This is a genomic window from Sorangium sp. So ce124, assembly GCF_051525235.1.
GTDB classification, from domain to species: domain Bacteria; phylum Myxococcota_A; class Polyangia; order Polyangiales; family Polyangiaceae; genus Sorangium; species Sorangium atrum.
On record NZ_CP150312.1, the window covers coordinates 6,512,877 to 6,531,709 of the forward strand.

An 18,833-nucleotide genomic window follows, 5' to 3' on the forward strand; every position below is an offset into this window, starting at 1 on the left:
CGCTCACGTGCGCCGTTGGGGCCGTGGGCGGCGTTGCTGCTGCTCGCGATGACTTTGTTGACCGCGTACCCTGCGTTCGCGCAGACGGGCAGCGGCGTGCTCCTCGGGCGGGTCGTCGACGCGTCGAACAGGGCGCCGGCCGCCGATGTGGTCGTGACGGCGACATCGCCGGCGCTGCAAGGGGAGCAGCTGGTCGTCACGGACGGCACTGGCCAGTACCGTATCCCGAACCTGCCGCCGGGCGACTACACACTGCGCTTCGAAAAGGACGCGTTCAAGCCGTACGCGCGCGGCGGGATCGCGGTCCGCGCCGCGACGACCATCCGCGTCAACGTCGAGCTGCTCCCGGAGGCGCTGAAGGCGGACGAGATCGTCGTTGTCGGCCGCGCGCCGACGGTCGACGTCGGCTCGAGCAGCGTGAGCCAGAGCATCACCCAGGACTTCACCCGGCGCATCGCCATCTCGCCCCCCACGGGGAAGGGCGCCACGACGCGCTCCTTCGAGTCGGTCGCCGCGACCACGCCCGGAGCGCAGGCCGACGAGTTCGGCACGTCCATCGCCGGCACCTCCTCCCCCGAGAACCAGTACGTGATCGACGGCCTGTCGGTGAACGACCCGGCCTACGGGATCGTCGGCACGCCGCTCACGATGGAGTTCATCAAGGAGGTCAACGTGGTGGCCGGCGGGTACATGCCCGAGTACGGCCGCGCGACCGGGGGTGTCCTCGATGTCGTCACGAAGAGCGGCGGCAACGCCTTCCAGGGCTCGGTCTTCTTCAACATCACGCCAGGCGTCCTCGAGGGCGCGCCCAAGGCGGTCCGTCGCCAGGGCGAGACCATCCAGACGGACGAGACCCTGTCGTCCATCCGCGACTACGGGTTCGAGGTCGGCGGCCCCATCCTGAAGGACAAGCTCTGGTTCTACGCGGGCGCCGATCTCGCGTTCAAGAGCAACTCGATGGAGCGCAACCTGTTCGCCACGCGCTACGACCCCACCACGTTCGAGCCGGTGACGGACCCCAGGACCGGGCTCAACGTCGTCGACCGGCTGCCGGGAACGCAGCGCTTCTACCGCGCCGAGGAGCAGACGCTGCAGTACCTCGGGAAGCTGACCTACCAGATCGATCCGGACCACAGCGTCGCGCTCTCCGTCTACGGCTCGCCCTCCACGTCGGGCGGCAACGGCACGTTCGGGTTCGACCCGCAGCAGGGCCTGACCGAGCTCTCGAACATCATCGGCGAGTACGGCGCGATGGCGCACGAGTACGTGGCGTCGTCCACGGACGTCGCGCTGAAGTGGTCGTCTGCGTTCAAGAACAAGACCCTGCTCCTCGACGCGACGCTCGGCTGGCACGGCCAGCGGAGCGCGCGGCTGCCCCCGGACGGCTCGGAGCTCGGGACGCGCAATGGCCTGGCGGGCGTGCCCCTCATGGTCTGGCAGCGGTACTCCCCGAACCGGTACTCGATCGACGATTTCGAGGAGCTCTCGCCCGAGGCCCGGGCCATGTGCAAGCCGCTGCGCGCGGAGAACGGCGAGATCGCCGCGCTGCCCTGCGCGGTGCGCCAGTACTGGCAAGGCGGCCCCGACTACATCGACGACGCCTCGCTCAACCGCTTCCAGCTGAACGCGAAGGTGACGAGCATCTTCCAGGGGCTCGGGCACCACGTGGTCAAGGCCGGCATCGACGGCGAGATCACGACGTACAAGCACATCAAGGCGTACGCGGGCGGCACCACCTACGTGGAGGAGGGAGACTGGAATGCCTCCCATGACGAGCGACAGCTCGGCTTCCTGACCGGCCCGGACGGCCTGGCAACCGGCCCCGGCGCCAGGGACTACGTGATTCAGGACAAGATCACGGTGGAGTCGCTCGGCGCGACGATCGGCGCGTTCGCGCAGGACAGCTGGAGCATCCTCGACCGGGTGACGTTGAACATCGGCGTTCGCTACGACGCGCAGTACCTGTATGCCAACGACGGCAAGCTCGGGCTGGCGCTCGCGAACCAGTGGTCTCCGCGCGTGGGCGTCGTCTACGACATCACGCAGGAGGGCCGGTCGAAGGTGTTCGCGAACTACGCGCGGTATTACGAGAGCGTCCCCCTCGACATGCTGGATCGCGCGTTCGGCGACGAGCGGAACATCCGCTCCTACCACATGGGGGGCGCCAGCGGCTGCAACCCTGGGGATCCCGTGGACGCGACGGGTTATGGCGAAGGGCAGTGCCGGAACGACGACAGCCGGGTCCCGGTCACCGGGCCGTACGATCCGAACAAGAACTGGTTCACGCTCGGCGGCGGCAAGTCCCCGGTGGATCCAGATCTCGCGCCGCAATCGTCGGACGAGATCGTGATCGGCGGCGAGTACGAGGTCCTCCCGAACGGGCGGGTCGGCGCGACGTACACGAAGCGCTGGATGAACAACGTCATCGAGGACATGAGCCGGGACGAGGCGAACACCTACTTCATCGGCAACCCCGGGAAGGGGATCGCCAAGGACTTCCCCGAGGCGACGCGCGATTACGACGCGCTGACCCTCTATTTTCAGAAGGCCTTCTCCGACCTGTGGCTCGCCCAGGTGAGCTATACGCTGTCGTACCTGCGAGGCAACTATCCGGGCCTCTTCAAGCCCGAGACCGACCAGCTCGATCCGAACATCAACACGGAGTTCGATCTGGCGTCGCTCCTCGTCAACCGCGACGGGGCGCTGCCCGGCGACAACACGCACGAGATCAAGGTCTACGGCGCGAAGGCGATCGAGCTCCCGAAGGGCATGGTCCTCGACCTCGGCCTCACGTACAGGTCCCGCTCCGGCGCCCCCATCGACTACTGGGGAGCGCACTACCTGTACGGATCCGACGAGACGTTCATCCTGCCTCGAGGCGAGGGCGGCCGCCTCCCCTGGATCCACAACGTCGACGGTCACATCGGCTATTCGGTCAAGCTCGCGAAGGACAGCGAGCTCACCGTCACCATGGATGTCTTCAACATCTTCAACTTCCAGGAGACCGTCCAGGTGGACCAGCGCTACACGACCGCGTACGTCGACCCCTGCGTCGGTGGAACGAAGGAAGATCTGAATCCGAGCAGCGGCCCGACGTGCGTGAAGGACCACAACACGGGCGAGCCGCTCGATCCCAAGGCGGTGAACCCGAACTACGGCGAGCCGACGCAGTTCCAGACGCCGCGGCAGTTCCGGTTCGGCGCGCGGGTGACGTTCTAGGCGCGGCGCGCGCGGGAAAGGATGCAAGCGATGAAGAGGCGATGGCTTGTTTGGATGGCAGGGCTCGCGGCGGTCTCACCGCTCGCGGCGATGTCTCCGGGCTGCTCGCAGCCCAAGCCCGAGTGCACGGTCGGCACCGCAATCGTATCCCCGTACGCGGCGAAGTTCACCCGGGTCAGCGGGGATGCCGAGGGCCCCTGTGCTCGGAAGGATGGGGCTGTCGAGGCGGTCGGGATGCAGATGTACAATCCGGACGAGAACGGCGACCAGCTCCCCGACGTGGAGACGAAGCTCGTCGCGATCCAGACGGCGGAGTTCGGCGACTGGTATCGCGACGGCGCAACGATCGACCCGAACCCTGACCTGAACGCGTTCGCGATCGGTGCCTTCGCGTCGATCGGACCGGATGCCAACGATATCTGCACGGTTCCAACGCTCGATCCGGCCGAGGTGGTGTTGCTGCCTGGCGAGGGCGGCGCCGGTGGCGCTGGCGAGGGCGGCGCCGGTGGCGCTGGCGAGGGCGGCGCCGGTGGCGCTGGCGAGGGTGGCGCCGGTGGTGCTGGCGACGGCGGCGCTGGTGGTGCTGGCGACGGCGGCGCTGGTGGTGCTGGCGACGGCGGCGCTGGTGGTGCTGGCGACGGCGGAGCAGGCGAAGGCGAGGCACCGCCGCCGGCGCTGGGATCGCACAAGCTCGAGTGGCGCAACCTCCGCGTGTACGTGACGCCCGCCAACCTCGCGAATCAATTCGAGGCTGAAGTCACGTACTCCGAAGAGAGCTGCTCGACGACGTACAAGGTCGTCGGGCTCTGGCCGATGAGAGACTGCCAGATCTACACCCCGAACCCCGACCCCGAGGGCGATCCGATCCCCTCAGGCAAGTTCGATAATGACAAGTGCACGAATCCTAACTCTGGCATCTCCCCGGATCTCAAGGTGAAGTGCGACACCACCGTGGGCCTGTGCGTGCTCGACGCGGACAGCATTCCCGCCTTTAGATAGGCAGCCCGGCGGGCGGGGCGCCATCGTCCCGCCTGCGCTCCTCCGGCCCCTCTCCCCTCACCTCCCCGGAACCTCATCGCCCAGGCGCATCCCTGGTCGTGCGAGGACCGACGGCCCCGACGTCAGCGCAGCTCCCGTCGCGATCCCTCGGATCGCCGGCTCACGGCGCGGGTTTGACGGCCAGCCTCGCCAGCGCCGCGCAGCCGGCCCCGCTCGCGATCTCGAGCTTCGCCGTGAGCGCGCACAGGCGCGATGCCCGCCCGAGCGCCGCCGGATCGCCCGATACGATGGCCCGCTTGGACTCGTATCCGGTCCGGACCGCGAGCATCGTCTGCGCGCGCGGGGGCAGCTCCGCGCGCCGCGCCGCGATCAAATCGCCGAGCTTCGGGCCAGGATCGGCGGCCGGCGCCCACGTCCAGACCGATGCGATCAGCGCGTCCGCGAAGGCCGCGCGCAGCTCGTCGCCGCCGCGCGCGCCGTCGCACGGCAGCGCGGGACCGGTCGGCCCGACATCGGTGGCGAGGAGCCTCCGCCCCGCGATGCGCCGGAGCAGATCGTTCTCCACGCCGGCGATCTTGCCGTCGTCGTCCGAGAACGCCCCCGCCTTGAACCGCACGGCGAGCGCGGCGCACTTCTCGTCGCGCTCCGCGCGCAGCCGCTGCTCCTCGCGGGCCCTCTCCTCGGCGCGCAGCCGCTCTTCGCGCTCGCGCGCCTCGCGGGCCTCCACCGCGGCGCACTGCTCGAGCCGCGCGGCGACGCGCCGCTGCTGCTCGCTCGCCGCGCGGCCGAGATCGTCCTCCGCGATGTCGCGGACCGCGCACACCTCCGGGCGCTCCAGGACCGCATCGACGCGCGCGCGGGCGGCGCGGAGCCGCAGGATCACCGACAGCGCCGCGACGATCACGAGGGCCGACACGACGATCGACGCGATCCTCCGGTTCCGCCGCCGGCGATACGCCTTGGCGAGCGCGCCGCCGCCGCTCTCGTCGAGCAGCTTGCGGCAGCGGCCGATCATCGCCTGCCATTGCGCGATGTCCTCGGCGAGCACCTGGAGCGGCTCCGCGAACGGGCGATCGCGCCGGACCTTGTTCGCCAGCCGCTCGAGCCACATGCCGGCGTCGGGGGCCCGACCGTGGTCGGTCACCTCGGCGACGCCCTCGAGCAGCCCGCCGATGCGCCCGGCGTAGACGTCCCACGCGACGATGGCCTCGGACTGGCTGTCGCCGAGCCGCTCGATGGCCTCGCGCACGTCGGCCATCGGGAGGAGGCGCTCGACGTCCTCCCGGCGCACGCCCGCGAGCTTCGCGGCCTGATCGACGCCGCGCTGAAAGCCGCCGAGGAGCCCCTCCGGCGCCAGCTCGCGGAGCCCCTCCGGCACCCGGCTCGCCTGCATGCACGCGCCGGCGTGGTGCAGCGGCCCCATGGCGCAGGTCAGGAAGGTGCCGCCGAGCTTCACTTCCATCGAACCGTGGCTCTCCTCTCCACGAGATACCCTGGACAGCGCGGCGCGGAAAGGCTCGCCGCGCTGTCGAGCGTGCATCACCGGCCGCTGCGTGAGACCTCGAGGTCCCAGAGCGCGTAGAGCACGTCGACGTCGTACTCGGTGTGTCGCCAGCCCGGGTGGAGCCGGTAGCTGCGCGGGAGCAGGCCAGAGCCCAGGATGGCGTCCGTCTGCTCGGCGAAGGTGTAAAGATACATCTTCACGCCGGTCAGCTCGGCGTCGGAGAGCGGGCGCGCGTGGCGCTCGTGGAGCCGGACGTTCGGCCTCCGCTCGACGATGCTCACCAGCAGGCGGCCGCCGGGGCGCATCGCGCCGGCGAGGTTCTTGAGCACGAGCGAGAGATCGTCGCAGAACTCGAGGGTGCCGAGCGCGAGGGCGACGTCGAACCGCCCCCAGGAGCGGGGGATCGGGAGGTGGTAGTCGTGCCGGTGATAGGCGCCGTGGGGCCGCTTCTTGCGCGCGATCTCGAGCATCCCCTCGGCGATGTCGAAGCCCACGACCTCGACGGATTGCGGGAGATCGCGCGTGAGGTGGCCCGGACCGCAGCCCGCGTCGAGCACGCGGGCGCCGTCTGTGACCACCTCGCGCAGGAACGCGCGCACGGGCTTCTCGTAGTGCTGGATGTCTTTCCAGGTGGAGACGTAGTCGGGCGCGAAGTCCTCGTAGTAGTCGACGAGCCGCTCGATCCGGGTCGCTCGCTTCATGACGCCTTTCAGGTGATGTCGTCGACCGCCTGGACGGTCTCCTGGATGTCGTGCTCGTGCGTGTAGCCGAGGATGTCGCGCGCCCGCCGGTCGTCGACCATGCACACGTAGCGGATGTGATCGAGCTCGGGGGCCGGGAACGAGGTCGCCCTGAACCGCCAGAGCCGCGGGATGATCGTCTGCATGACGAAGTGGGGAATCGCCGCGCGGGCCCGGCCGGTCATCTCGATGACGCGCGAGAGCGGCAGCGGCGCGGGCCCCGCGAGGTTGAAGATCCCGCGCACGCCGGGGCGCAGCGCCGCGAGGATCGCGGAGACCACGTCGTCCTGGTGAATGACCTGCACCATCGGGTCGAAGCCGAGGAGGGTCGGAATCACGTTGAGCCGGAGGTAGTTCGACGGCGCGTTCCGCACGGAGCCGAGGATGTGGACCGGCCTGAGGATGACCGTCTCGGTCTGGGGGTGCTTCCAGAAGAACGACTGCGCCAGCATGTCGACCTCGATGAGGTCGCGGATCTCGCTGAACGAGGCGCCGCCGAGCAGCGGGGCGTCCTCGGTGATGAACTGCGGGTTGTCGGGGCGCGGCCCGTAGGCGTTCGCGCTCGACAGCACGATGAGCTTGGGCACGTCGTACTGCGCGACGAACTCGAGCAGCCGCTGGAACCCAGCGAGGTTCCAGCTGTGGTGCTCCATCTGGCTCACCCGCGGATCGTGCATGACCCCGAGGTGGACCACCGCGGCGAGCTGCTCCTGGCGGAAGATGTCCTGCGTCTTCTTGCGGCGGATGTCGATCTGGTGATGCTCGATGTCCTTGGGGCGCCCCTCGAAGCTGCGCCGGTCGACGCCGATCACGTGCCGCTCGCGGTGGAGGCGCCGCGCCAGGCGCCGCCCGAGGCGACCACAGATGCCGGTGATGAGGATGGACCGGAGGGACGGATCGGTGTCCGCGGCGGGACGGCGACCTCGACCGAGCATTCGTTCGCTCATCGGAGCGACGGTCGCTTCGAGGAGGCCGATGGTCAAGCCCTTCGTGCCGGTGCAGGGCCACGCGAGTTTTGCTATCGTCCGCCGCCCATGGCCAGCACAACGACGCTCGCCAGGCTGAGCCACTTCGTCACCCACAGCGCGCTGCCGCTCGCGCGCGTCGGGGTCGACAGCCTGCGCGGCACGATCGACGACGCGACCATCCGGCTGCTCGGCCAGGACTTCGAGGACCGGCTCCGCCGGGTCACGCTGCCGCACGCGGCGGACGGGGTCGACCCGTTCGGGCTCGACCGGGAGTGGGCGAAGTACGCGGTCGGGGTCGCCGCGTTCTTTCATCGCTTCTACTTCCGGACCGAGGTGTTCGGCATCGAGCGCGTCCCGGCCGGCCGTGTGCTCCTCATCGCGAACCACTCGGGCCAGCTCCCGTTCGACGGCATGCTCATCGCGGCCTCGATGTTCCTGGACGCGGAGCCGCCGCGCGTGATGCGGAGCATGGTCGAGAAGTGGACGCAGACGCTGCCGTTCGTCGCGACCTTCTTCTCGCGCGTGGGCCAGGTGGTCGGCGTCCCCGAGAACGCGCGCCGGCTGCTCGACATGGGCGCGGCGATCCTGGTGTTCCCGGAGGGGACGAAGGGGATCTCGAAGGGGTTCTCCAGCCGCTATCAGCTGCTCGATTTCGGGCTCGGCTTCATGCGGCTCGCGCTCGAGACCGACACGCCGATCGTGCCCATCGCGGTCATCGGGGGCGAGGAACAGTACATCTCGCTCGGCAACCTCGAGTCGGTCTCGAAGGCGCTCGGCATGCCGACGTTCCCGATCATCCCACAGCTCCTGCTCCCCGGCGGCCAGCTGCCGCTGCCGACCCGATACCGGATCCACTTCGGCGAGCCGATGACGTTCCACGGCGACCCCGACGACGACGACGCGGTGATCCAGGAGAAGGTGGCGCTCGTGAAGGGTCGGATCCAGTCGATGCTGAACCGCGGCCTGAAGGAGCGGAAGAGCATTTTCTGGTGACGTCGCGATCGCGTGACGTCGCGATCGCGTGACGTCGCGATCGCGTGACGTCGCGATCGCGTGCGCGCGCGGGCGTTCAGGCGCCCGCCAGCGTGACCGCGGCGTCGGGGCCGTGAGCGAGGACGCGCGCGTGGCCGCCGAGGATGGCGGGCTCGTTGCGATGGCCGTGGCCGATCGGCAGCCCGGCGACGACGGGGATGCCCAGCGGGAGCAGCCTGTCGCGGAGGACCTCGTCCACCGTGATGCCGTCGGTGCCTGGCGCGCATTGCTCGAAGTCGCCGAGGACCACCGCCGCGGCGGGGGCGAGGTGGCCGCCGACATCCAGCGTCGCCAGCATGCGATCGATGCGGTAGGGCCGCTCGGTGACGTCCTCGAGCAGGAGGATGCACCCCTCCGGGACCCGGAGCCGTCCCGCGGCGGCGCAGGCGTGGAGCAGGGCCAGGTTGCCGCCGAAGAGCGGCCCCTCGGCCACGCCGGCGCGCAGCGTGGTGAGGCCGTCGAAGCGGCGCTCCCCCAGCGGATCTTCGAGGGCGCGGATCAGCGCGGCGCGGGCGCGGGCGTCGCCGCGCCCGAGCGCGGTGACGTGGACGCCGTGGAGCGACGCCACGCCCGCGCGCGCAGCCTCGACGTGGAGGGCCGTGACGTCGGAGAAGCCGACGATCCAGCGGGGGTGCGCTGCGAGGACGCTCCAGTCGAGCCGGTGGACGAACCGGTTCGCGCCGTAGCCGCCGCGGGCCGCGAAGATGGCCCTGACGTCGGGGTGAGAGAGCGCGCGGGCGAGCTCGTCGCTGCGTCGGGCGTCGCTGCCGGCCAGGTAACCGGCCCGCGCGAACAGCCCGTGATGGGAGGGCGCCGACAGCGACGGCGGCCCGCCCCGCCGGCCGTCGTCGTCGAACGGAGGCCCCTCGCCCGCGTCGAAGAGGACGCGGTAGCGCTGGGCGAGCCAGCCGATGCCGACCCGCGCGAGGACGTGCTCGAACGGGCTGGAAGGGGCGATCACCGCGACGGTATCGCCCGGCCGGAGCGCCGGCGGCAGGATCGGCGGGGGCGAGCTAGCGAGCACCAGGATCGTCGTCGAGCAACTCCACGTCTTCCGCATCCGTGTCGACGTCGATCGCGTCGGAGCCAGGCAGGGGCGGCAGGGCGGGCGCCACGGGAGCAGCGGGCACCACGGGGAGCGCGGGGGCCGAGAGGGATGCCTCCTCGTGCGCTCGATGGACCTCGCCGTTGTCGATGTCGCCGAGCGCCGGCGGCGCTGCATGAGCGTCGAACTCCGACCATTGCGCGGGAGCGGCCGGCGCATCGGCATACGCAGCCGGAGCAACGTGGATGACCTGGGTGGCGCTATCCAGAGGGAGCCTCTGCCCCTCGCGCAGGGCCACATCGACATGGGCAGCGCCGCCGCTCGCGTCGGCCGCGTCGGCGTGCGAAGCGACGCCGTGGGTCCAGACCTGCTGCTCCGGCTCGACAGGCAGCGCTTGCGAGGCGGCGGCATCCGCCGGGTACGCCTCCGCAGCCGGGTACGCCTCCGCAGCCGGGTACGCTTCCGCAGCCGGGTACGCCTCCGCAGCCGGGTACGCCTCCGCAACCGGGTACGCCTCCGCAACCGGGTACGCTTCCGCAGCCGGCTGTGCCTCGGGAGCCGACAGCGCCTCCGCGGCCGGCTGCGCCTCGGCGCCCTCGTGCGCCTCGGAGCCCGCGTAGCCGTTGCTCACCGCCGCCACCGCGCCGGCCTCGAGGCCGAGCGTCTCGAGCGCCGGCGCCCGGGGCGCGAGCGGCGGCTCGGTCAGCGGCGGGCCCGGCGCCCGGGTCGGGAGCGAAGGAGGCGGCGGGGTGCGCTTGAGCTTGCCGGTCTTGGCCCGCTCGAGGCCCGCGGTCGCGTCCGGATCGCCCGCCTTCATGCGGAGGACGCGGCGCCAGGCGTCCGCCGCCTCGCGCGCCTCGCCGAGCTCCTCCTCCCAGAGGCGCGCCACCTTGCGCGCGAGCTCCGCTCGCTGCGCCGGATCGCGGCCGCGGAGGATCTGGTCCTCGTACAGCTGGATCATGCCGCGGTGATCGCCGAGCTCCAGCAGGAGACCCGACAGGTCGTTCATCACGTCCTGATCCGAGGGCGACAGGTCATGAAGCTTCTTCAGGTCCGCCGCGGCGCCCTGCCTGTCGCCGAGCACGTCGCGCCGCAGCCTGGCGCGACGCTGCAGGAGCTTGCGCACGAGCGGGCCGTCGAACACCTCGTCGAGCGCGCGGTCCAGCGTCGCGCTGACGCGGGGCAGATCGCCCACCTCGCGCCCGAGGGCCTCGAGCGCGTCGAGCGAAGCGTCGTCGACCTGCGCGAGCACGGCGTCGCGCAGCCAGCCGAAGGCGCGGTCGACGTCGCGGAGGTCCTGGTGCGCGATCGTGGCCGCGCGCCGCAGGAGCGCCGCCCGGGTGCGGCCGCCGTCGCGCGAGCCCTGGCCGCCTGCCGCGAGCGCCTCGACGAGGATCGTGCGCAGCGCCGTCGACCCCGACCGCTCGTCGTCGTCCCGCGCCACCTGCTCGAGCATGGCGATCGTCTCCTCCTGGACGCCGCCGCCGAGGGCCAGCTCGAAGAAGCTCCTCGCCCGGTCGATGGCGCCGCGCTCGCAGGCGATCTGGGCGGCGCGGACGAGCGCCGCGAGGCGATCGGCCGGCGTGCGGCACCGGCTCACCTGGCGCTCGAAGAGGTCGATGATGAGGCCGGGGGCCTCGGCCAGCGCCGCGAGCCGCTGGAGCAGCGGCTCGACCTCGGCGGTCGGCACGCTCGCGAGCGCGCCCTCGCCGTGGTGGATCGACTCCAGCGGATCGGCGCCCACGGAGACCCGGACCTCGGCCTGCCGCACGAGCTCCACCGCCCGGGCCGTGCCCGAGAGATCCCTGGCGAGGAGCTCGTGCGCGACGGTGAGGGCCTCGCGATCCTGGAGCTCCACCGCGATCGCCTCGAGCTTCTCCGCGAGGCCGGCGTCGGCGGTGCGCGAGCGCGCGAGCTCCATCGCCACGCGCGCGGCGTCCTTCTGGCGACCGACCTCCACGAAGCGCTCGAAGGCCCCGCGCAGGGCGAGCTCGCGCCCCGCGCGCGCGATCGACTCGTTCCAGGCGACCAGCTTGGTCGCGACGATCCCCTTCCACCCGACCCGATCGCCGAGCGCGACGTACGCCTCTCGGCACGGCTCGTCGCCCTGATCCGCGAGCCGCTCCAGGAGCGCCAGCGCCTCGTCGCTCTTGCCCAGCTGCTGGTCCAGGATGTCGGCGAGGCGCCGGGTCATCTGCGACGCCTCGTCGTCGTCGCCCTCCACCTCGATCAGGATCGCCATCAGGCGCGCGACCTTCGGCCAATCGTTCAGGCGCTCGGCGAGCCGCAGGAGCCGGGCGACCGCGTCGAGGTCGTCCGGCTCGACGGCGTGGACGATCTCGAGCGCCCGGACGGCGCCGCGCGGATCGTCGAGCGGGCCCTCGTAAAGCGCCGCGAGCCGCTGCGCGATGTCGACCTGGTCGTGGCCGTACACGAGCGCGAGCTCACGCTCGAGCGCGCCCGCGACCCCCCTCGGGTTGCCGCGCTGCTCCTCCAGATCGGCGATCCCCCGCAGCGCGATCCGGTTCTGCGGATCCAGCGTCGCCACGACCGCCTCGTAGCGCGCGATCGCGGCCTCGAGGTCGCCGGGGCCCTCCGCGAGCATGCGCGCCTCGCGCAGGGCGAGCGAGATCTTGCCGGGCTCGCTGTCCGTCAGATCGCCGAGCTTGCGGAGGAGCTCCGCGCCCTGCTGGTGATCGCCGCGCTCGCCGGCGTCCTGGGCCAGCCGCTCGATGGCCTCGGCGTCGTCGCCGTCGGCGAGCAGGAGCGTGAGCGTCGCGCGCTCCCCGTCGCGGTCACCGAGCTCGCGCTGCAGGGCCGCCGCGGCCCGTCGCGCCGCGACGCGCTCCGCCCTGTCGCCGAGCACCTCGGCCCGGCTCAGGAGGAACCGCACGAGCTCGGGCCGCCGGTGGGCGCGCCGGTAGAGGTCCTCGATCGCGGGGCCGGCGTCCGTCGCCGGATCGATCTCGATGGCGCGCTCGACGCGGTCGAGCGCGCCGTCGACGTCTCCGGCGCTGAGGAGCAGCTCGGCGGCCTCGACGAGGAGCGCCGGACGCGCCTTGCGGTCCGCGAGCAGCGCGCGCTCGCAGAGCGCCCTCGCCGCCTCGGCGAGCCGCCCCGCCGCGACGTAGGCCTTCTGCGCGAGCTCCCACAGCCTCGGTTGGCGCAGGAGCTCGGCGGCCTGGCCGTAGGCGTCGCCCGCGGCGCCCGGCTCGTCGAGCCGCATCCGGAGCTCGCCGAGCTTCTGAAGGAGCGGCCCGTGGGTCAGCTTCCCCTGGAACCAGGTCGTCGCGTCGGCGAGGACCCGCGCCGCGAGATCGAAGCGCTCGCCGCGCTCGAAGAGCTTGACGGCGGACAGGAGCGCCGCGCCGTCGTCAGGCATGAGGCCCGCGATCCGCACCCACGCCTCCGCGGCCGCGATGGGGTCGCGGCGCTTCTGCTCGTGGAGCGCGACGAGCGCCCTCTCGAGCTCGACCCGCTGCGCGACGTCGGGCGTCGCGGCGGCGTCGTGCTCGAGCAGCGCGGCGAGGTCGTCCCACCGCGAGCTCCGCTCGAGCAGCCGCCTCAGCTCGGCCTGCGCCTGCGCGTCGCCGGGATCGAGCTCGGAGAGCAGCTTCCAGGCCTGGACCGCCGTGTCGACGTCGCGCAGCTGCGCCTCGCACAGCCCGGCGACGTCGCGCAGCTGCGCCTTCCTGCGCTCGATGGGCGCCTCGGGGACGCGCGCCGCCGCGAGCAGGACGTCCCGCAGCTCGACGAACATCCGCTTCTGGCGCAGCTGCTCCTCGACCTGCGCGAGCACGTCCGGGTTGGCCGGCTCGCCCTTGAGCACCTCGCGGAGCCTGGCGAGCGTCATCGGCTTGCGAACCTCGGCCGGCTCCTCTCTCGGAGGCTGCAGCGCATCCGAGGGAGCCGAGCCGCCGAAGGCGCCGGGCGCCGGCGCGGCGCCGGCCAGGCCGTACGCCCCCGCGGGGTCCGGCGCCGCGGCGTCCGCAGGCGAAGCCAGCGTGTCCGGCGCCGTCGACCCCGGCGCGGGAGCGAACGAAGACGCCGGCGCGAACGCGGCCACCGCCGGATCGACCAGCCCAGCGACGGCCGGCGACGAGAGGAGGCCCGACGGGGGCACGGGCGCGTGCGCATGGGCGGCTCCCGCGCTGGGCGGCACCGACGACCGGTGCGCAGGCGCGGCAGCCACGCCCATGGGCGGCGGGGGCGCCGACGGCAGCCGCGGGGGGGGCGCCACGGACGCCCGCTTGCGCGCCTCGGGGGCCATGAACCCGTTCGGGTTGACCTGGAGGTAGGCGAGGTAGCGCGGGCGGAGCTCCGCGATGCGGCCCAGCTGCTTCCCGTAATGGTCGGCGAGCTGCATGGCGCGATCGTGCCCCGGCGCCGCGCGGAGGGCGTAGACCGAGTACGAGTAGCCGTACTCCCCGTCGTACGTCTCCGCGAGCGCCACGAAGAGCTCCGCGGCCTCGTCGCGCTCTGGCTGCGGCACCGGCTCGCCCGCCTCGATGCGGTCGACGATGGCGACGCCGAGCGCCTGGATGAGCCCCACGTCGTGCGGCACGAACGCGCGCGCGTTCCGCAGCGCCACCGTGGAGCCCGCGAGGTCGCCGGCGCGGCGCCGGATGTCGGCCTCGTCGCGCAGCAGGGCGAGCCGCCGCTCCGGGTCGTCGACGAGCGCCTGCTCCATCGCGAAGTACGGGATCGCCTCGGCGTACTGCTGCTGGGCCTTCAGCATCTCGCGGGCGGCGTAGATGGCGTAGACGTTGTGCGGATCGAGCTCCGCCAGGCGGCGCCAGTTCTCGAGGGCGCGCTCCGGCCGCGAGAGCGGCGGCTCGCTCCACAGCCGGCCGAGCTCCTCGTGCAGGGTCGAGACCTGCGCGCGCACCTCGGGTCGCTCGAAGAGCAGCGGCGTGAGCGCCTTGACGAGCCGCTCCAGGAGCGCGACGAGCGCCTTCTGATCGCCCTTGTCGCGGTAGAGCTGCGCCAGCCGCTCCGCCGCGGTCCGCTGCGTCGGATCCTTGTCGATGGCGATCATGAGCGTCCGCGCGGCGTGGTGCGCGTCGCCGATGGTGGTCGACCACACGTTCGCGGCCTCGCTCAGCCAGTGCGCCGCGTACGATGGATCTGCGGTGGAGCTGCCGACGCGCTCGAGCAGCATGGCGTACGAGCGTGGGTCCTGCTCCCCGGCTCGGTGAGCATACGCCAGGGCTTCCCCGTCATGCGGATTCGTGACGAGCCGCTGGACGAGCGTTTCCATCTCCCGGGGATCCATCGGTGCGCGGCGAAGTTACACGTTAGCCTCCGGCTCGTACAGCGACTCTCGGCGTCCTTCGCGATCGGACGCCGCTGTCTCTCGCGCGACGGGACTCCATGGAAGAGCGGGCCTTCGGGGGCCGACGTCGGCCTCGCGCAGCGGTGCCGCGCGCGTGCCGTCATCAGTCGAATTTCACATACGGCTTGCGCGGCTGCGCTGTCTTTCGCTTCGGTATCGAAGCCGATGGGACGCCCGTCGGCGCGGGCGCCGCGCTGGCGACACCCGCGGGCGACGGAGGCGGCGCCGGCGCGGTCGTCGTGGCGGCGGGCGGCGGCGCCAGAGCGGTCGTCGAGGCGACGGGTGACGGCGCCGGCGCGGTCATCGCGGCGGGCGGCGGCGGCGACAGCGCGGTCGTCGCGGCGGGCGGCGACGGCGCCGCCGGCGGGGTCGTCGTGGCGGCGGGCGGCGGGTTGGCGCGCGCTATCGCGCCCGCGAGTACCCTCGCCTCCAGCGCTACCCCTTTCTGAAGACTGCGCGCGCCGCCGTCCGCGGGCCGGCGGAGCTCGCGCACGGCGAGCGCCATCACGATCAGGGACAGCGCGCCGGCGCCGACGGCCACGCGCGAGGTGCGCCTCCGTGGCGCGGAACGCAGCGTGCTCGGCGCCTGCGCGGCGTCATCGCCCACGACCGCGAGCAGCTCGCTCGTGGCGCCGACCTCGGCGGGCTGAGCCGGGCCGAGGCGCTCGCGGTCGAGGCTCGGCCTGGCCTCGTCCATCGCGCGATCGAGCTCGGCGATGAACTCCTGGGCGCTCCGCGGCCGATCCTCGGGCCGCTTGGCCAGGGCGCGCTGCAGGAGCTGCGAGAGCGACGGCGGTATCCTGGCGTCCGGCGCGGCCTCGCTCGCCGGCACGGGCGACGACTTGATGTGCCTCGCCATCACGACGACCGCATCGTCGTCGATGAACGGCGGCCTCCCGACCAGCATCTGATAGAGCAGGACGCCGAGCGAATACAGGTCGCTCCGCGCATCGAGCGGCCTGCCCTGCGCCTGCTCCGGCGACATGTACCGCGGCGTCCCGAAGACGGTGCCTGCCTGGGTCTCGAGGGCGTCGACCGGCCGCTCTGTCCCGGTCATCACCTTCGCGATGCCGAAGTCGAGCACCTTGCAGATCTCCTCGTGCTCGCCCGCGGGGGGCCTCGCCAGGAACAGGTTGTCCGGCTTGAGGTCCCTGTGGATGATCCCCTTGTCATGCGCCTCGGCCAGCGACAGGAGCGCGTGCCGCGCGAAGCGGGCGGCGTCGCCCATTCGCAGCCGCCGCAGGCGCTTGAGCCGCTGACCGAGCGACTCGCCCTCGAGCAGCTCCATCGCGAGGTAGAGCGAGCCGCTGCTCGACGCCGTCCCCTCCATGGGCGAGCTCTGCTCCGCGGAGCGACCGCGGCCGAAGGCCGCGTCCGTCGCGTCGTCCACGACCTCGCCGAAATCGAACACGGTGACCGTGTGCGGCGACCGGAGGAGGCTCATCGCGCGCGCCTCGCGGGTGAAGCGCGCCTTCGCCTGCGCGTCGAAGGCCCTGTCCGACCGCAGGATCTTGATGGCCACGTCGCGGCCCATCGCCTCCTGGCGCGCGCGGTACACCGTGCCCATCGAGCCGGCGCCGAGCTTGCCCACGATCACGAACCGATCCGCGATCGTGATCCCCAGGAGCGGATCTCCGTCGGTCTCGGCGAGCACCTCGCGGCTCACGAGGGCCAGCCCGTCGTGGGGGCAACGAGGTAGCCTCGCGCTCTGGCCGCCCTGGGAACCGCGCTCGCCGGCGGGGGACGGGAGCTGGCTGGACGAGGTCCTCCCAGCGACGGCCGCGAGGTGGTGACAGCGCGGGCAAATCAGCGCCATGGCCCTGCTGGGCTCGTCGGGCGACCCGGGGGCGCTGGCTGGGAACTGGCCGTCAGCTGCACGAACTACCACCGCGATGGGGGGATCGTCCGTTACTTGGGCTCGCATCGCAAGGCCCACGACTCGCCTGTCGCTCGCGGGCGACAGCCGAAGAACGCGGCGTCGCCGCAGGACGCATCGCTGCAGCAGACGTCGCTACAGAATCGCTGCGTTTGTTCAGGATCCTTGATGCACATACCACTCCGACAGTCCTCGGGCGTGGAGCACGGAGCGCCGATGGCCGCAAGGCTGTCCCCGGACAGCAGCCTGATGCACGCGCGGACGGTCGAGCGTCCGTCGATCGCGAGCTCGGCGCAGCCGACGCGCTGCCTCACCTCGCCGGGCGTGTCCGGGCACATCTCCGAGCCGCAGCACGGGATGGTGCAGCGGCCGCTCCCTTCGACCTCGGCGCAGAGCCCGGACGCGCAGTCATCGTCCCGAGCGCACGGCTCGAAGTAGCCTCCGTCGCCCAGGGCGGCGGCCCGGCACGCCAGGGCCGGGCCGGCCGAGACGAGATCCGTCGTGAGCCGGCACGCCGCCCCGTTCGCGGCGCAGCTGGTGTCGGAGCAGCAGGCGTCGACGCAGGCGCCGCCGCTGCAGATGCCAGATCGGCAGTCGCCGGGCGCGGCGCAGGGCGCGCCGGAGAGCTGCGTGCCCACGTCGGGCCGGCCGACTTCCCGGCCGATGCGACAGAGGCCGCTCCCTCCGCCGTCGGGGATCCAGCAGACCGCATCCCGGACAGGATCGCAGTCGCTCGAGCTGCAGCAGGCGCGCGAGCATACGCGCGGCCCTTCGCCGTCGAACAGCGCTGGATCCAGGCAGAAATCGAGCGCGCCGCAGTCCTCGTGCCGCGCGCAGCGCGCGCCCAGCGCGCGCTCCAGCTGCTGCTCGACGCAGGCGCCGTCCCTGCAGACGGCGCCCTCGGGGCACGCCGGCGGCCCGATCGCGCCCTCGTCCGCGCAGCGCACCTGGCCCAGCGTCCCGTCGACGAGGACCTCGCACCCGGCGCCGAGCGACACGAGCGCGGCGAGCCCGCGGAGCAGACTCCGCAGCGCGGCGCCGTGGCGCATCAGAACTGCACCCGGAGCCGGGCTCCATCGGCGCCCAGCGACAGGCGGATCGCCTGCGCCCCTGCGCCGGCGCCGCGCGGGAAAGGCCGGTGGTCCTGACCCGAGAGCAGCGCGCGCGAGCCGACGGCCGAGGCCGCGCGAGAGGCTGGGCTCGCCGCGGGCGCCCCCGGAGACAGGTATAGGTAGAGCGCCGCTGCCCCGGAGAGGCCGGCGACCAGCAAGGCGACGTCCGCGGCGACGGCGCACCTGTGAGCGGCGCTCGCGTCGGCCTGCAGGTCCGCGATGGAGACGCCGGCCCCGGTGCGCTCGTCGGCGCCGGGATCCCGCGCCACGGCGAGCGCGGCGAAGACGCCGCCGACCACGAGCGAGCCCGCGGCGATGCCCCCGCTGACGGCGAGCCAGGTCGCGCGCGGCCTCGCGCCGCCGACCGCCGCGGGATGGCGCGGCAGGCGCGGCAAATACGGCAGCGCCGTGGAGACCGAGGCGGCTTTCGCGGGCGCGGGCGGCGGCTTCGCGCCGGCGAGCTCCCGCTTCGCGCCCTTGAGCCGCTTGAGGACCGCGTGGACCTCCTCACGCGCCTTCGGGAGCGCCTCCATTCCGAGGTAGCGGCGGTAGTAGCGCTCGGCCTCGTCGATCTCGCCCAGCCGCTCGTGGATCATCGCCAGGTTGTAGATGAGCTCTTTGCCCTCGGGATCGAGCGCCACCGCGGCCTCCAGCTTCGCGATGGCCGCGCGGTACTCGCCGTGCTGGTAGCGCCGCTGCGCCTCGTCGTGCAGCGCGGTCGCTCGCTCGATGCGGAGCCGCTTCTCCTCCTCGTCGCGCGAGAGCGGCGGCGGGGCGGGAGGGCTCGGCCCGCCGCCCTGCGGCGGCTGTACGGGCGGGGCGGCGGGCGCGACCACAGGCGCGCCGAGCGGCGCCGGCGAAGGCACCTGCGCGGCCAGCGCCGACGGCGCGCCGTGGGCGACCGCCGCGGCCGCTGCGAGCGCGGAGGCGAAGCACACGACGATGCGCGCGGCCTCGGAGCCGATCGAGCGAGGAAGGCGCGCTGTGTGGCTCGTCACGGCCG

The 18,833-nt window shown here is 72.6% G+C and carries 11 protein-coding genes; 3 read left to right on the forward strand and 8 right to left on the reverse strand.

What is annotated here, in order from left to right:
* Positions 1-48: 48 nt before the first annotated feature.
* Together WMF19_RS24305 and WMF19_RS24310 are read left to right on the forward strand one after the other, a co-directional pair.
* Positions 49-3,219 carry a TonB-dependent receptor gene (locus WMF19_RS24305; protein WP_437901317.1) on the forward strand — a complete coding sequence of 1,057 codons (3,171 nt, stop codon included), beginning with the start codon at positions 49-51 and terminating at the stop codon, positions 3,217-3,219.
* Positions 3,220-3,249: 30 nt separating this feature from the next.
* Positions 3,250-4,218 carry a hypothetical protein gene (locus tag WMF19_RS24310; protein WP_437901318.1) on the forward strand — a complete coding sequence of 323 codons (969 nt, stop codon included), beginning with the start codon at positions 3,250-3,252 and terminating at the stop codon, positions 4,216-4,218.
* 160 nt (positions 4,219-4,378) lie between these two features.
* Here the strand turns inward: WMF19_RS24310 and WMF19_RS24315 are convergent, their stop codons facing one another.
* The 3 genes from WMF19_RS24315 to WMF19_RS24325 form a co-directional block, all read right to left on the reverse strand.
* Complete coding sequence (locus WMF19_RS24315) at positions 4,379-5,680, reverse strand: hypothetical protein (protein ID WP_437901319.1); 1,302 nt, start codon at positions 5,678-5,680, stop codon at positions 4,379-4,381.
* 77 nt (positions 5,681-5,757) lie between these two features.
* Entirely contained in the window at positions 5,758-6,423 is a 666-nt protein-coding gene (locus WMF19_RS24320) for a class I SAM-dependent methyltransferase (protein WP_272093065.1), read from the reverse strand.
* 8 nt (positions 6,424-6,431) lie between these two features.
* Positions 6,432-7,397 carry an NAD-dependent epimerase/dehydratase family protein gene (locus WMF19_RS24325; RefSeq protein WP_272093067.1) on the reverse strand — a complete coding sequence of 322 codons (966 nt, stop codon included), beginning with the start codon at positions 7,395-7,397 and terminating at the stop codon, positions 6,432-6,434.
* A 99-nt stretch (positions 7,398-7,496) separates the two neighbouring features.
* Here WMF19_RS24325 and WMF19_RS24330 point away from each other — a divergent pair, with 99 nt between their 5' ends.
* Entirely contained in the window at positions 7,497-8,423 is a 927-nt protein-coding gene (locus tag WMF19_RS24330) for a lysophospholipid acyltransferase family protein (protein WP_437901320.1), read from the forward strand.
* Positions 8,424-8,499: 76 nt separating this feature from the next.
* Here WMF19_RS24330 and WMF19_RS24335 read toward each other — a convergent pair whose 3' ends face one another.
* From WMF19_RS24335 to WMF19_RS24355, 5 genes are all read right to left on the reverse strand, one after another.
* Positions 8,500-9,486, reverse strand: a complete 987-nt coding sequence (locus WMF19_RS24335; protein ID WP_437901321.1) for a S66 peptidase family protein — start codon at positions 9,484-9,486, stop codon at positions 8,500-8,502.
* Entirely contained in the window at positions 9,476-14,767 is a 5,292-nt protein-coding gene (locus WMF19_RS24340; protein WP_437901322.1) for a hypothetical protein, read from the reverse strand. The genes WMF19_RS24335 and WMF19_RS24340 overlap by 11 nt, the downstream gene beginning before the upstream one ends.
* A gap of 178 nt (positions 14,768-14,945) precedes the next feature.
* Positions 14,946-16,658 carry a serine/threonine-protein kinase gene (locus WMF19_RS24345; protein WP_437901323.1) on the reverse strand — a complete coding sequence of 571 codons (1,713 nt, stop codon included), beginning with the start codon at positions 16,656-16,658 and terminating at the stop codon, positions 14,946-14,948.
* A 92-nt stretch (positions 16,659-16,750) separates the two neighbouring features.
* On the reverse strand, positions 16,751-17,767 hold the full coding sequence (locus WMF19_RS24350) for a hypothetical protein (RefSeq protein WP_437901324.1): 1,017 nt from the start codon (positions 17,765-17,767) through the stop codon (positions 16,751-16,753).
* A complete protein-coding gene (locus tag WMF19_RS24355) occupies positions 17,767-18,828 on the reverse strand; it encodes a tetratricopeptide repeat protein (RefSeq protein ID WP_437901325.1) in 1,062 nt (353 codons plus the stop codon). The genes WMF19_RS24350 and WMF19_RS24355 overlap by 1 nt, the downstream gene beginning before the upstream one ends.
* Positions 18,829-18,833 lie beyond the last annotated feature (5 nt).